This is a genomic window from Thermoplasmatales archaeon, assembly GCA_014361245.1.
GTDB lineage: Archaea > Thermoplasmatota > E2 > UBA202 > JdFR-43 > JACIWB01.
On record JACIWB010000013.1, the window covers coordinates 17,452 to 31,887 of the forward strand.

The following is a 14,436-nucleotide window of genomic DNA, read 5'->3' on the forward strand; positions in this document are numbered from 1 at the left end:
AATGAGACACAGATTTTTGAGGGATAGAATTAAAGAAATATTCTCTGCAACAATAATTGAAAAATTAGCCCTCGTAATACCTTTTCTTGTTCTGCTGTGGGATATAGAAATATTCTATTATTCATTGGTTAATAGAGAAGAATACATACTCATTTTTTCAATATTTGTCCTTATTTTATCCTCTATTGAAATAATTGTTGTTATTGAAGAAATTCATCAGCATTTCGGCGAAATAAAAAAGATGAAAAAATTGAGGAAAATTGTTAAAAAAATTGTTGATGAAACAGAGGAAAAAAATGTTAAGAAGATTGTAAAGAAAGTAATCAAAAAAAATCCAGAATATTCAATGGCAGACATATATCATGTTGTTTGTGAAATTTTAAATGAAGAGCGGTAAATATTTTAATCTCTTATACTATATTTTATTATGAAAAAGTTAGCTTTGATTATTTTCCTCCTAATCTTAATTATTCCTGTTGTAAAAGCAAGAGTTGATGCAAGATTTATAATAAAAGATGAGAAAGGAAGACAAATTTATATGATTAATCCTGATAGAGAAATTTTATTTGGAAATATTCTCGTTGGACAGCAAATATATTTTGATGCAAGTTCTTCAAATTCTGCATATCCCATCGATGGCTACTGGTGGGACTTGGATGGAGACGGAAATTACGATAAAAAAATTTCAACCCCTGTATTCAATTATAAGTATGAAAAGGCGGGCATATACAATGTTACTCTTACAGCAGTTGCATCAGTTATAGGAGACGGAGATAGCGTGACGAAAACTGTTATAGTTGTTGAAAAATTTTTTGCTCCGGAAGCAATTTTTTCCATCGAAAAAAATGATAGTATTTTTATATTCAATGCTAGCAGAAGTTATGATAAGGACGGATATATAAAAAGTTATACATGGGATTTTGATGGAGATGGAAAATTTGATGAAAACGGTTTATGGAATAACTATTCTAAAATAAGTAAATGGAAATATGATAGAAATGGCTATTATATTGTAACTCTTAAATTGGTTGATTATGATTATCAATGGGGCGAGACAAAAAGGATAATTAAAATAAATAATATGGAAGGAGAAATTGATGAAACTGAAAAGGAAATAAATTTTATAAACGAAAAAAAACAGGAAAAAAATGTTGGAATAGTGGTTAATAATAATGATTATTATGAACTTTTCTTACCACCAAAAGGTAAAAAAACAATAAGCATTAAAATAAATCCTTATGGAGAAAATGAGATTTATGTTAAGGAAGGGGAAAACGAAAAAATATTCTTCTTCTGGAAGGATGATAAAGTCAATATTTATATGGGGGATGATATTTCCTCTGAGAAAAGCATTCCCGGATTTGAAATTTTATTACTGCTTGTTTCAATATTTTTATTGATTAAATTCAAAATTCGATGAATTTTGCATCCATTATATCTGGATATAAAATTGCTATGGTTTTTTTGCCAGTTAGGTAGCCACAACATTCCCCAGGATTTATTATTAAAGCATTTTCCCTTCTTTTATCTATCTCATGTGTGTGCCCATAGATCACTATATCATATGCCAATGAAAGTGCATTAACTATTTCAGGCTTATGGGTAACTATTGCCTTTTTCTTTTTTAAATTAATTTCAAAGGGATCGTTATTAATTCTTCCAATGCTTGAAAATTTTTCCTTCAAAAATAGTTTTTCTCCGTCATTATTTCCATATATCAAAAAAATTTTGCAGTTTAATTCCTTGAATATATTTGCTGTAAAAGGTGAAATTATATCTCCAGCATGTACTACAAAATCTACCTCTTCTTCATTAAAAATTTTTACTGCCTCTTTTATTGCATATATATTATCATGTGTATCTGAAATAATTCCTATTTTTTCCATAATTGTAAATAAAATTATCTTTTATCTTTTTCTGGATAAAAATTAAAAATGGTTAATGTTTATCCCCTTGTGAAAATATTACCAGAGCATGAGGCAAAAAAATTGCTTGTTGAACATAATATACCCACAACGAATTTTAGAAAGATAAAAAGAAGAGAAGATTTGCAGAAGTTAGATTTAAAGTATCCTCTTGCCCTAAAAGTTTCTTCTCCTAAAATATTGCATAAAACAGATGTGGGGGCAATCGCCCTTAATATAAGAAATAAAGAAGAACTCATTGAAAAATATGATAAAATGAGGAAAAAATTTAAAGAGGAAATTTTTTTAGTTGAAGAAATGGTTCCTCAGGGAGTTGAAGTTATAGCTGGAATTTACAACGATAAGCTATTCAAAAAATGCATTATGGCTGGAATTGGGGGCATATATACTGAAATTTATAATGATGTTTCTTTCCGCCTACTTCCAGTCAAAAAGAGAGATTTATATGATATGATTAAAGATTTGAAGGGATACAAAATTTTTGAGGGATACAGAAAAAAAGTTGATAAAGAAGCATTTGTTGATATACTCCTGAAAATATCAAAAATAGGAGAAAAAATGAAAATAAATCAAATGGATTTAAATCCAATATTTTTATATGAAAAGGGCGCAAAGGTTATAGATGCGAAAATCATTATGGAGGAATAGAATGGAGTTACTGAAGCAGGGAAAAAAAGTATTGCTAGGCAACGAAGCAATTGCAATTGGGGCGCTTGAGGCTGGCGTAGATATTGTAACAACCTATCCCGGCACCCCATCTTCAGAAATTGCAGATACATTTTCGGAAATTGCAGTAGATATGAAAAAAAAAGGGATTGAACCACCTTTTTATTTTCAATATTCTGTAAATGAAAAAGTTGCTGTTGAGTTTGCTGCTGCATGCTCTGTAAGCGGGCTTAGAAGTCTTACCTGCATGAAGCATGTTGGAATTAATGTGGCAAGTGATGCAATAATGACTTATGCATATGTTGGATGCAAAGGAGGACATGTGATTGTAACCGCTGATGACCCAAGTTGCCATTCAAGCCAGAATGAACAGGATAATAGGATTTTTGCAAGGTTTGCATGTATGCCAATGTTTGAGCCATCCAATCCACAGGAAGCAAAGGATATGACAATTGAGGCATTTAATGTTTCGGAAAAACTATCGATACCAGTGTTTTTAAGGACTACAACAAGAATAAGCCACATGCGGGGTGTAGTGGATTGCAAAAATTTTCCGATGAAAAAAAGGCAGGGAACTTTTAGCAAGGATGGAACGATGGTAACTGTTCCAGAAATTGCAAGAAAACTCCATCCATTGCTTATTAAAAAAATGGAAGAAGCAGAAAAAATAGCGGATGAAAGCATTTTTAATGTAATTGAATATCACGGCGGAAATTATGGAATAATTACAGGAGGGGCAAGTTATAATTATGTAAGGGAAGCAGTTGATGATTTGGATATAAAATGCAAAATTTTAAAAATAGGGATGAGCAATCCACTACCAAGAAAAAAAATAATAGATTTTTTAAAAGAATGTGAAAAAGTGCTTGTTGTGGAAGAGCTGGAGCCATTTATGGAAGAGCAAATAAAGGCGATAGCAAAAGAAAATGAAATAAAAGTAGAAATATATGGAAAGAATTTCAGCTCTCTCAAAAGATATTATGAATATAATCCAGATATAGTTTATAAGGCATTGTGCGATTTTTATGGAATTCCATATGAAGAAAAAGATATTAAGGCAGGAGTTATTTCCCGCCCCCCTGTGCTTTGCCCCGGCTGCCCCCACAGGGCTACATATTATGCGGTAAAGCAGGTGGCGCCAAAAGATGCAATTTATCCAACTGATATAGGATGCTATACCCTCGGCATATTACCTCCCTACAAAACTGCTGACTTTTTGTTATGCATGGGTTCAAGTGTTGGCTCTGCATGCGGTTTTTCAAAAGCAACGGGACAGAAGGTTATTGCATTTATAGGAGATTCAACATTTTATCATGCTGGCTTGCCCGCCTTAATAAATGCAATTCATCATAAACATAACTTTATTCTCATAATTTTAGATAACTTCACAACCGCAATGACAGGGCATCAACCCCATCCAGGAAATGAAAAGAATGGAATGGGAGAGGATGCAATAAGAGTTGATATTGAAAAAATTGCAAGAGGGATGGGTGTTAAAAATGTTGAAGTTGTGAATCCAAAAAATATAGAGGAAACAAAAATGGCTATTAAGAGAGCTCTGGAAAGAGATGAGCTTTCTGTAATAATTTCCCGCTCACCCTGCATATTAATTGAAAAAAGAAAGGAAGAGAAATATGCAATAGATGAGGAAAAATGCAAGAAATGCAAGATATGCATAACAAAATTTGCTTGCCCAGCATTTTATTTTGAAGGAGAAAATATAAAGATAAATGAGGAAATCTGCACTGCCTGCGGGGTTTGCGTGCAGGTATGTCCGTTTGGAGCGATAGGGAGAAAATGAAGAGAAGTGTTGTTATATGTGGGGTTGGAGGACAGGGAATAATAACGACAGCAAATATAATTGCAAAATCAGCCCTTAAGGATGGTTATGATGTTGTTATGTCAGAACTTCATGGTATGGCACAGAGAGGGGGAAATGTTGAATGTGTTGTCAGGATAGGAAATGTTTTTTCTCCAATTTTAAAAAAATTTTCAGCGGATGCAATTCTTTCATTTGAACCACTTGAAGCACTAAGAAATCTGGAAAAAGTTAAAAAAGATGGTGTTGTGCTTACAGATATAAATCCTATTGTTCCTCCTTTAACTTCTCTTGGAGTTGAAGAATACCCTCAACTGGATGAAATATTTGGAGAAATATCCTCTCATTGCAGATTGATAAAAATAGATGCAAATAGAATAGCAAATAGTGTTGGAAGCATATTGACAAAGAATATTGTTATGCTTGGCTCATTTTATGCCCTTAATATTTTCCCGTTAAAAGAAGAAAATATAGTTGAAACAATGAAGGAAAGTTTCTCTAAAAAATACATTGAAAAAAATTTGGAGGCTTTTAGAAGGGGAAAGGAAGAAGCGAATAAATTCTTATGAATCTTTATAAAAAAACTTATGAGATTGTAAAGCAAATTCCAAGAGGAAAGGTTTCTACATATGGAGATGTTGCAATTGCTCTTGGGGACATAGTTGCATCCCGTGCTGTGGGAAAAATGCTAAATGAAAATCCATACAGGGATGTGCCATGCTATAGGGTTGTGCGAAGTGACGGAAGCGTTGGTGGATATGCTCATGGTATTGAGAAAAAAATTGAATTGCTTATGAAAGACGGGATTGAAGTTAAAGATGGAAAGATAAACCTTGATAAATATTTATTTAATGATTTCAAAAGCAATTATCCATTAAAAAAATTGAGGAAGGAGCAGGAAAATTTGAGGCGCAGAATTGTTTTTGAAAAAATTGAAGGGGCAGAGAGGCTGGCGGGGGTTGATGTTGCCTATGGAAAATATGCATATGGGGCATATGTTGAATGCGAAAATTATAACATTACAAAAGTAAAAGTCACAAGAAAAAAAATAGAATTTCCCTATATTCCCACATACCTTGCATATCGCGAATTGCCTGTTCTGCAGGATTTAATAAAAAATGAAAATCCAGATGTTGTGTTAGTGGATGGAAATGGATTGCTTCATCCTCGCTTTTTTGGAATTGCCTGCCATTTCGGAGTTATAAATAATTTGCCTACTATAGGAGTTGCAAAAAAATTGCTCACTGGTTCGGAAAAAAATGAATATATTTTTATAGGAGATAAAAAAGTTGGGCTTAAAATTAATAAATTTTTTATTTCACCAGGAAACAGGATAGATATTGAAAGCAGTAAAAAAATTTTCAAAAAACTTATTGAAAAAAATTTAAATTTGGTTCATTTAGCGCATCTTAAAGCAAATGAAGAAAAAAGAAAAGAAGAAAAATAATTATTCCTTTACTTCTCCAGTTGTTATTATATTCTTGATAACTTTTTCTATTCTATCAATGGCATGAAGAGCTTTTTCAAGTTTTTTCCTTTTCTCATTTTCAGTTTCTTCAATTACCAAACTTATATAACCTTTCGCTATTGTTGTTGGATTGAAAAAATAGTGTGCAGTTTTTAACTTAAATTCTCTTTCTTTTTCAAGTGCTTCCTTTAAAACTTCTTCTGCAACTTTTCTTTCCGTTATGTCTATTGCAATTTCGAACCTTGCTTCCCTTCCATCAATCCATATTATTCCTTTATCAACGCATTTATACCATCTTCCATTGGCTAAATTCTTCCATTCCCATATGTATGTCTTTCCAAAATTTTCTCCAAAAATTTTATCATTTGTACAAAACTCACAGGGTTTATCTAAATTCTGAAAAACTTTATAGCATTTTTCCCCAATAACATCTTTTCCAAATAGATTTTTTATTTTTTTATTTACAAAAAGTATTTCATATGTTTCTGGATTTGATATATAAATTGGCTCATCAATTCCTTCTAAAATGGAGAAAAGCTGTTCTCTTTCCCTCTTTAATTTTTCCTCGATATTTTTCCTTTCTGTGATATCTAAATTCAAACTTATGCTCCCACTATATTTTCCCTCTATAATCAAGGGGGAGGCGGATATTAAAAGAAATTTTGGTTTGCCATCTTTTCCATAAACTTTTATTTCATATCTACTTGATTTTCCTCTTCTTCTTAGCATAATTTGCTTCTTTAAAATTTTCTTTCCTTCTTCATCAACAAAATCAAAAATATTTTTTCCAATCAATTCACTCTTTCTACATCCTAAAATATTTGCAAAAGCCCTATTTACAAATATCATTTTTTCATTTTCATCATCTATGCATATCCCTTCCCTTGCAAGCTCAACAACCCTTGAATACTTGCCAAGCATTTCTCTCAATTTTTTTTCCATCTTTTTAAAATCTGTAATATCCCTTATTATTATCAGAGATTGCTTCAATTCTCTCTTCTCTTTGATTGGAATTCTGTTTATTTCTGCAAATATTTCTCCACCCTTCAGCCGAATAAATTTTCTAATCTTTATTTTTTTATTAAATTCTTTAAAATCATCTTTTAAAGAAGGAAAAATATCAAAAAAATTTTTTCCAATTGCATTTTTTCTTTTTATTTTTCCTTTTGATATTTTTTCAATTGCCTTGTTTGCAAATAATATTTTCATTTCTTTATCAAGTAAAATAACAATATCATCAAAGCCATCAAGCATCTCTTCATGACCCTCTCTAATAGCCATTTTCAATTTATTTTGTATTTTAAATGAGTTTAAAATTTTATCTATTTTTGCTGGGCACTTTCAAAAAATTCTCACCTCTGGATTGTAAATGGCTAAAATGCAGTTAAACATCTTGCTTTGAGGATGTTTTTTAATGCCCATTTATACATGGAGCTCTATCATAATTAGTGGCTTATTCTTGCAATAAACCAAGAAGCTATTGACAAATCTTATTGCATCTATTGCCATACAACGCCTGTATTTTTCTGAATTAGTAAATAATTAGGCAAATTTATGATACCATCTGCCATGCTTCATTATCCTGCATAGTAAAGAATGATGGCAATCATAATTTCTATCTTTTTCTTGTCCCAGCAAAAGATATTTTTTTCTAACTAATTCTATTAATTGGTGTAGCATTTCTTATTTTTTAAATTTTCAAATTCTTGATATTGCCTTTGCTGGGTGAAAGAAAAATGTATAATTACGAGAGAAAGAACCCGGTGGCAATTCGCATATTAGTAAGGAGAAACAGAACTGCCATATGGAAATGGCTGCACAAATTCGGGAGTATATTGGAAATAGCATCTCAGATAACATACTAATCGTGTTTTCATTGAACCAGAAACCAGAAAGATTTCATGGAAAATTTCCATCTGTTGCTATAACAGATGGAGACACCAGAAATTATGTGGAAAAGATAATTGAAACAATAAAAGCAAGAGATATGGATCCATCAGATTTGCTGCAATGCTAAATTTAACAGCACCTTTTGCTGAAAGTAAAAAATAAAATAATATTTGTTGATATAATATCATGATTTGTCCGATTGAATTCAGATATGGAAGAAATGAAATAAAAAATATTTTCAGTGAGGAAAGTAGGCTTTCTTACTGGCTTAAAGTGGAGGCAAAGCTTGCAAGGGCACATGCTTTTTTGGGAAATATTCCAAAAAAGGCTGCTGATGAAATAGAGAAAAAAGCAAATATTAAATATGTTAAAATTGAGAGAGTTAAAGAGATAGAAAAGGAGATAGGGCATGATGTAATGGCAATGGTAAAAGCTCTTTCTGAAAAATGTGAATATGGAAAATATGTTCATCTGGGTGCAACTTCCTATGATATAGTTGATACTGCAAATGCGTTACAGATAAGGGATGCACTGAATATAATTGAGAAAGAATTGATAGAATTGCTTGGCGAACTTTTAAAACTCGCTAATAAGCATAAAAAATCTGTTATGATTGGTCGCACACATGGTCAGCATGCATTGCCAATAACATTTGGGTTGAAAATGGCAGTTTATGCTGATGAAATATTTCGCCATTTGATTAGATTGAGGGAGGTAAGGGAAGAAATTTCATATGGCAAGATGTCAGGAGCTGTTGGAACAGGAGCATCATTTGGGGATAAATTTTTTGAATTGCAGGAATTTGTGATGAAAGAACTAAATTTAAAGCCAGAAATTCCCTCCACACAGATTGTTGGAAGAGATAGGTATGTTGAATTGTTATCTTTTCTTGCAAACCTTTCAGCATCAATAGAAAAATTTGCAACAGAAATAAGGAATTTGCAAAGAACAGAGATAGCAGAGGCAGAGGAATTTTTTGAAGAAAAGCAGGTTGGTTCATCAACAATGCCTCATAAAAGAAATCCAGTAACATGTGAGCAGATATGCGGGCTTGCAAGAGTAATAAGAAGCAATCTTTTACCAGCTTGGGAAAATGCAATTCAATGGCACGAAAGGGATTTGTGCAACTCCTCATCTGAAAGATTTATAATTCCCCATTCCCTAATTCTAACTGACTGGATAGTATATAAAATGAGAGATGTTTTTTCAAAACTAAAAGTGAATACATCAAAAATGAGGGAAAATATTGAAATAAGCAAGGGGGCAATATTGAGCGAGGCGATAATGATGAGGCTGGTTGAAAAGGGCATGGGCAGGCAGGAGGCACACGAGCTTATGAGGAAATATTCAATGGAAGCAAGAAAAAAAAATGTTGAGCTTAGAGAAGTTGTTAGCAGGGAAATTGCTGAAATAATTGATGAAATAGGAGATTATTATGGAAATGCTGAAAAAATAGTTGATTTTACATTAGAAAAAATAAGAAAGGAATTTCCAGATATTGCTCTTTAAATTTTGGATTATATCCAATAGCTCCTCATTGAACTCAAATTTATCAATGAATAAAGATATTCCACCCAATTTTTTACCCTGACAGAATAAGCCATATGAGAAATTATTTTCTCCTCCGCTATCTGCAAAAATTGCCAATCCAAAAATAGAACAACTCTGACTATAATGCTTTACTTCATATCCATCGTCTCCATTAAAATCAAAAAAGATGGCTGAGCCGCCGTTCGCATATCCCTGAGAATAGTTCCCTGATTTATAAAAATCTTCTCCGAAAAGATTTATCAAAAAAGAAAAGGAGGCAATACCATCCGCATAGGATTGAGATGAATTTGATGAATAAAAAACATCATTTCCATAAACATCGATCATTCCTGAAAAACCATATAGCGATGAGGATTGAGAATAAGAGGAGGAAGTATAAATATCGTCCCCGAAAATATCAATGAGAATTGATACACTATTTGAAGAAAATGACTGGGTAAAATCTCCTCCTTCATAAACATCATTTCCAGAAAAGTCAATAAAAAATGATGTTCCGTTTTCGTATGCAACACATGTTTGATTATAATAGGCATCATTTCCTTTTAAATCAAATAAAAATGAAAAACTTTTATTTGAATAGCAAGCGTTGCTATAAGAATCGTTTCCCTCGAGATCGAATAAAAAGGTGTAGCCATTTTCCGAATTTCTCTTTTCATATCTATCATTTCCCTCTAAATCAAGAATAAAAGAAGAGTTGCCTTCTCCATAAAAATCATCTCCTCCAAAATCAATTATAAAAATATAGCCCTCATAAAAATCCTTTTTATTTCCTCCAAAAATTATTTTGCCATAACAATCAAACTTTGTTTCCTGAAAATTTGAATTCATCAACAGCAAAGAATATTTTCTTACTTCCTCTATTGTTGAAAAAATATTTTGATTTCTTTCTTCATTATTTTTTGATTTAATAGTTTTTGTATATGAATATAGTATAGAAGAAACTGCAAAATTTTCCATATCATTAAAACCTAGGCTATTTACAAATTCTTCCAAATTGCTATCCTCATATTCTATTCCAATTGTTTCATAGAATTCTTTTATCGCTTCAAGCAAGCACTGAGAACTATTCTCTAAAAGCTGAATGTTATTTTTTTCAATTATTATTTCTGGAATTTCATTGGCATCAATAAAAAAATTTTCTTCTTTTAACCTATTCCTGAATACATAAAAAAAGGAAATTATATCTTCGCTTGATGGAAAATTATCACTTAACTCATTGCTTGAATAATTTGAGGGAATTAATAAGATGAATATGATTGCAACTATAATTATACTTCTCATTTTAACCCTAATTAAAATAGCATATATATTTATTGTTTTTATCCTATTGTCATTGGAGCAAAACTCAGTAGGAATATTATTAAAGCAACGATTGCAAGGATTTTTCTCTTGCCATCAAGAGGAGTTATTTCATTTAATGGAGGAGGATGTTCTGTTCCTATCAGAAAAACAAGCAGGAGTATCATAAGAAGCCAGTTACCCAATCCAAATATTGTCAGAGCAAAAAGAAATACAATTGTTATAATGCTTGCGTACCTGTGCCTTCCTTTTAAAACCGCCCTTGCTATGTGCCCGCCGTCAAGTTGGCCAGCCGGCAGAAGATTTATGGCAGTAACAAGCAGCCCCACCCAGCCCGCAAACGCAGTCGGATGCATGTTTATTGCAAAACCATCGGGCACGCTGATTGCTAAGGGGGAAATAAATCTGAAAAGAAGGGGTTCGCCGAGTATAATCCCTCTAATTTCTTCGAGAGGAACAATTTTTGAATAGGCAAGACCTACAAACAGAACTGGAATTGTTATTATAAAGCCAGCAAGCGGGCCAGCAATTCCTATATCAAGCAATGCATTTCTATCTGGAATTGGCTCTTTTATCGATATGACTGCCCCAAGTGTGCCAAGGGGAGGAACAGGCATAGGAATAAAGTAGGGAAGAGATGCTTCAATGCCATGCTTTTTTGAGGCAAAATAGTGAGCTAATTCATGTATTCCAATTATTGAAAGAATAGGAAGTGAAAAGAGTAAAAAACCATTTGCTAAGATATTTAAACTAAAAGAAAATTCTAGCTCTTCAAAAGAGATATATAGAAGCGCTCCCATAAAAGTGGTTGTTATAACCGTTATTATAAAAAGAATGAGATTTATTGCGGGGGATTTTTTCTTTACATATGGTTTTTGAGTTATAAAAATTATATGCTCTCCCTTTTCCTCTCTTATAAATGGTACTAAATTCTTATTTTTTAACTCATTTAAAAGCATTTCAAATTTATCCTTAAATATATCCTCGATTATTTCTACATAAAATGCAAAAAAATTATCTTCCTGCCTTGCATCATATACTCTAAAATATTTCTCAACAATCTGCTTTATTTCATCAATGTTTGATGGTTCAAACATCATCATACAAAAGGAGGCAAATAATAAAGATTTTGGATGTCTCAACCAAATGAAGGAGGCAAATATTTTTCTTAATTATATCTTTTTCTAATTTTTCCCTAAACATAAAAAATATGAAGTTTATATATCCCCTATGATATAGTGTCATGAAACTATCCGAAATAGGTGAAAGGAAAATTGTCGAAGGCCTGCTCAAAAGATTTTCAATTCCTTTTGATGATTGTGCATTTATTGAAATAAACGAGCACTACCTTGTTTTAACAACAGATATGATTTATGAAAAAACTCATTTTCCAGAAAATTCAAAACCTTATGATATGGGATGGTATAGTGTTGCGGTAAATTTAAGTGATATAGCATCAAAAGGGGCGGAGCCCGTCGCCATGCTTGTTTCCTTTGCAATCCCAAGGAAAATGGATAAAAGATTTTTTGATGAAATCATCGATGGAATGGAAGATTGTATCAATAACTATGGAGGAAAAATTATAGGAGGGGATACAAAGGAGGGGGATAAAATTTTAATATCTATAGCTGCCATTGGGAAAGTAAGTAAGGAAGAAGCGATGTTCAGAAAAGGGGCAAAAGTAGGAGATAGTGTATATATAACTGGAGAAATTGGAAAGGGATTATTTATTTTTAGCAATGAAAAAAATAAAATTTTGCATGTTAAACCGAGAATAAGAGAAGGAAGAGTTTTAGCTAAATCAAAAAAAGTTTCATGCTGTATGGACATATCTGACGGACTTGCAAGCTCTTTACATCAGCTAATGAAAATAAACAATGTTGGTTTTGAGATATATGAGGAAAATTTACCTGTTGCAGATGTTGCAAAAAAAATAAATAACGGGGTAAAGAAAGCAATATATACAGGCGGAGACTATGAACTTCTTTTTACAATTCCAGATAAGTATGGAAAAATTCTCGAAAGAAAAATAGATATAAAGAAAATAGGGAAAGTTATAGAAAAAAAGAAGGTGTATTTGATTTCAAAAGGAAAGAGAAGAGAGATTAAAAATATAGGATACGAGCATTTTAAATAGTTCTTTTCACATATATTCTTTCAAATTCATATGGGAAAATTTTTAAAAAATCTTTTTCGAGACTTTTTCTCATTATTAAAAATAAATCATTTTCACTTTCAATTGCTTTTTTAATTGATTTGAATAATCCTTTCTTATTTTTCTCTAAAACTCCAAATTCATCAATTACAATTAACTTTCTCTTTTTTATTCCTTCCCCTATTGCTTCATTACAAAAATTTATTCCTTCTTTGCTTATCACATATTTTCCTACTTCTATTCCATCAAAATTCGCATATTTCTTAATCCTTGAAAAATTTATTTTGCTTTTATTATCCATTCTTATTGCATCGCTCCCGATTTTCCTTCCGTTTTTAAAAACAGGTAAGCAAACTATTCCACAGCAATCTGAGTTTTTAAATATATTATATGCTATTGTGCTTTTCCCGCTATTCTTTGCTCCTATCATCAATATTTTCATATACCCAAAATAACAGCAAGCCAGCAAATTGCTATAATTGAATAAACACTTGCATAATATAATTTCTCTTTCATTTCTATTTTAAACGGCAAATATGCAAGAGGAAGTGCAAATGAGCCAATTATGCCAGCAAATGTCGAGCTTGAAAATATTTTTGGAATCACCGCAAACAAGTCAGCGAGATAGAATTTTCCTGCAATAAGAGGTGTTAGAACTTGAGTTGCAAGATAACCAATGAAATAAATTGTATAGAATGAAATTATGCCCATCCCAACCTTCATTATCATGCTTTCATGCCCGTGCCAAGGAATAAGCCATATCCCTTCAAAAACAATCCCTTCAATAATTATTGCAATTGCCGCACATAGCAGGCATCCCCCCATAGGATTAAAGTATCTCAGCATCCCAGCAACCAAAGCCATGCCCGCCTGCATGCCAGGCTGGCGGAAGTGGCGGCGCGTGGCAGCCATAATGAAGATTGCTATGCTTGCGGTCAGGAAGCTTAGGTTGTAGCCATGAAGCCAGTCGCCGAGCGAGCACTCAACCAGTCCCCATATAGAGCCAAAAAGAATTGTTGCGGTAATAATTTTCTTCATTATATCACCTCAATTTTTACAACATTTTGGACCCAAAATGCTCCTGGCAAATGAGGGAAAATTGCCCTTTTTTCTTTTGTTAATATACCTTTTTCCATATCATCCCATGAAACTGTTTTTTTGTAGCCATCTGAGCCAACTATTGCATAATTATGCCCTTCTGGATTCTCAATGTCCGCAATTTTTATTATGCAAGAAAAAGAAGTGCCGTAATAACTTTTATTTTTTGCCTCTAATTCCTTTAATTCACATTTTTCAAAAATTTCCTCAGTTGATATTTTTTTTCCATTTATATCAATGTAATCTTTTAATTCTTCCTCGGGAATGAATGCATTTGATAAAATACCAGTTGCTAAAAGAAGAATTGCAATTGAAATCACAATCTTCTCCGCTTTTTCCATTGATGGAATATATGGGAATATATTTAAATGTTCTGGAAGAAAGGATTCTCCTCGAAATGAATGATATCTCTTATATCAAAATTTTATAAGAGCATATAATCTATTTTGTCCAAGCTCTAAATTTATATCAGCTTTCATAGCTCTATTTTCATCTCCTCTTACAAAATTATAAACTATTCTCCTAAGACTAAGAAAAGCATTCGCTGAATCAAAAGATTTGAAGG

General features: G+C 32.2%; 17 protein-coding genes. 9 read left to right on the top strand and 8 right to left on the bottom strand.

The window, feature by feature from the left end:
- The first annotated feature begins 1 nt into the window (after position 1).
- Complete coding sequence (locus H5T45_03440) at positions 2 to 397, top strand: hypothetical protein (protein ID MBC7128769.1); 396 nt, start codon at positions 2 to 4, stop codon at positions 395 to 397.
- 30 nt (positions 398 to 427) lie between these two features.
- Positions 428 to 1,420, top strand: coding sequence for a hypothetical protein (locus tag H5T45_03445; GenBank protein ID MBC7128770.1), 993 nt, complete (start codon positions 428 to 430; stop codon positions 1,418 to 1,420).
- Here H5T45_03445 and H5T45_03450 read toward each other — a convergent pair.
- A complete protein-coding gene (locus H5T45_03450) occupies positions 1,407 to 1,886 on the bottom strand; it encodes a metallophosphoesterase (protein MBC7128771.1) in 480 nt (159 codons plus the stop codon). The two genes, H5T45_03445 and H5T45_03450, sit on opposite strands and share 14 nt — an antisense overlap.
- A 69-nt stretch (positions 1,887 to 1,955) precedes the next feature.
- On the opposite strand from H5T45_03450, the gene H5T45_03455 reads away from it, so the two are divergent.
- The 4 genes from H5T45_03455 to H5T45_03470 are packed head-to-tail and all read left to right on the top strand — an operon-like array spanning position 1,956 to position 5,857.
- Positions 1,956 to 2,573 (top strand): acetate--CoA ligase family protein, encoded by a 618-nt coding sequence (locus tag H5T45_03455; GenBank protein MBC7128772.1) that lies wholly within the window; start codon positions 1,956 to 1,958, stop codon positions 2,571 to 2,573.
- A gap of 1 nt (position 2,574) precedes the next feature.
- Positions 2,575 to 4,392 (top strand): indolepyruvate ferredoxin oxidoreductase subunit alpha, encoded by a 1,818-nt coding sequence (gene iorA, locus H5T45_03460; protein MBC7128773.1) that lies wholly within the window; start codon positions 2,575 to 2,577, stop codon positions 4,390 to 4,392.
- A complete protein-coding gene (locus tag H5T45_03465; GenBank protein MBC7128774.1) occupies positions 4,389 to 4,979 on the top strand; it encodes an indolepyruvate oxidoreductase subunit beta in 591 nt (196 codons plus the stop codon). Before iorA ends, H5T45_03465 begins: the two co-directional genes overlap by 4 nt.
- The gene (locus tag H5T45_03470; protein ID MBC7128775.1) at positions 4,976 to 5,857 is read left to right on the top strand and encodes an endonuclease V; all 882 of its coding nucleotides are present in this window, start codon (positions 4,976 to 4,978) and stop codon (positions 5,855 to 5,857) included. The genes H5T45_03465 and H5T45_03470 overlap by 4 nt, the downstream gene beginning before the upstream one ends.
- On the opposite strand, the gene H5T45_03475 is transcribed toward H5T45_03470, so the two are convergent.
- Positions 5,858 to 7,159: a PAS domain S-box protein gene (locus H5T45_03475; GenBank protein MBC7128776.1), complete on the bottom strand. Its 1,302-nt coding sequence runs from the start codon at positions 7,157 to 7,159 to the stop codon at positions 5,858 to 5,860. It abuts the gene before it with no gap.
- 523 nt (positions 7,160 to 7,682) lie between these two features.
- Here H5T45_03475 and H5T45_03480 point away from each other — a divergent pair.
- Together H5T45_03480 and H5T45_03485 are read left to right on the top strand one after the other, a co-directional pair.
- Positions 7,683 to 7,895, top strand: a complete 213-nt coding sequence (locus tag H5T45_03480) for a hypothetical protein (GenBank protein ID MBC7128777.1) — start codon at positions 7,683 to 7,685, stop codon at positions 7,893 to 7,895.
- Between the two features lie 56 nt (positions 7,896 to 7,951).
- Complete coding sequence (locus tag H5T45_03485) at positions 7,952 to 9,277, top strand: adenylosuccinate lyase (protein ID MBC7128778.1); 1,326 nt, start codon at positions 7,952 to 7,954, stop codon at positions 9,275 to 9,277.
- On the opposite strand, the gene H5T45_03490 is transcribed toward H5T45_03485, so the two are convergent.
- Together H5T45_03490 and H5T45_03495 are read right to left on the bottom strand one after the other, a co-directional pair.
- On the bottom strand, positions 9,236 to 10,600 hold the full coding sequence (locus H5T45_03490) for a hypothetical protein (protein ID MBC7128779.1): 1,365 nt from the start codon (positions 10,598 to 10,600) through the stop codon (positions 9,236 to 9,238). The genes H5T45_03485 and H5T45_03490 overlap by 42 nt on opposite strands.
- Positions 10,601 to 10,638: 38 nt before the next feature.
- Positions 10,639 to 11,718: a site-2 protease family protein gene (locus H5T45_03495; protein ID MBC7128780.1), complete on the bottom strand. Its 1,080-nt coding sequence runs from the start codon at positions 11,716 to 11,718 to the stop codon at positions 10,639 to 10,641.
- A 143-nt stretch (positions 11,719 to 11,861) separates the two neighbouring features.
- Between H5T45_03495 and thiL the strand changes: the two genes are divergently transcribed.
- Positions 11,862 to 12,755: a thiamine-phosphate kinase gene (thiL, locus tag H5T45_03500; GenBank protein MBC7128781.1), complete on the top strand. Its 894-nt coding sequence runs from the start codon at positions 11,862 to 11,864 to the stop codon at positions 12,753 to 12,755.
- Here the strand turns inward: thiL and H5T45_03505 are convergent.
- The 4 genes from H5T45_03505 to H5T45_03520 form a co-directional block, all read right to left on the bottom strand.
- Positions 12,748 to 13,215, bottom strand: a complete 468-nt coding sequence (locus H5T45_03505) for a hypothetical protein (protein MBC7128782.1) — start codon at positions 13,213 to 13,215, stop codon at positions 12,748 to 12,750. The genes thiL and H5T45_03505 overlap by 8 nt on opposite strands.
- Positions 13,212 to 13,811, bottom strand: a complete 600-nt coding sequence (locus tag H5T45_03510) for a hypothetical protein (protein MBC7128783.1) — start codon at positions 13,809 to 13,811, stop codon at positions 13,212 to 13,214. Before H5T45_03510 ends, H5T45_03505 begins: the two co-directional genes overlap by 4 nt.
- Complete coding sequence (locus H5T45_03515) at positions 13,811 to 14,212, bottom strand: hypothetical protein (GenBank protein ID MBC7128784.1); 402 nt, start codon at positions 14,210 to 14,212, stop codon at positions 13,811 to 13,813. Before H5T45_03515 ends, H5T45_03510 begins: the two co-directional genes overlap by 1 nt.
- 75 nt (positions 14,213 to 14,287) lie before the next feature.
- Positions 14,288 to 14,436: hypothetical protein (locus tag H5T45_03520; GenBank protein ID MBC7128785.1), on the bottom strand; the 149-nt coding region annotated here is incomplete at its 5' end.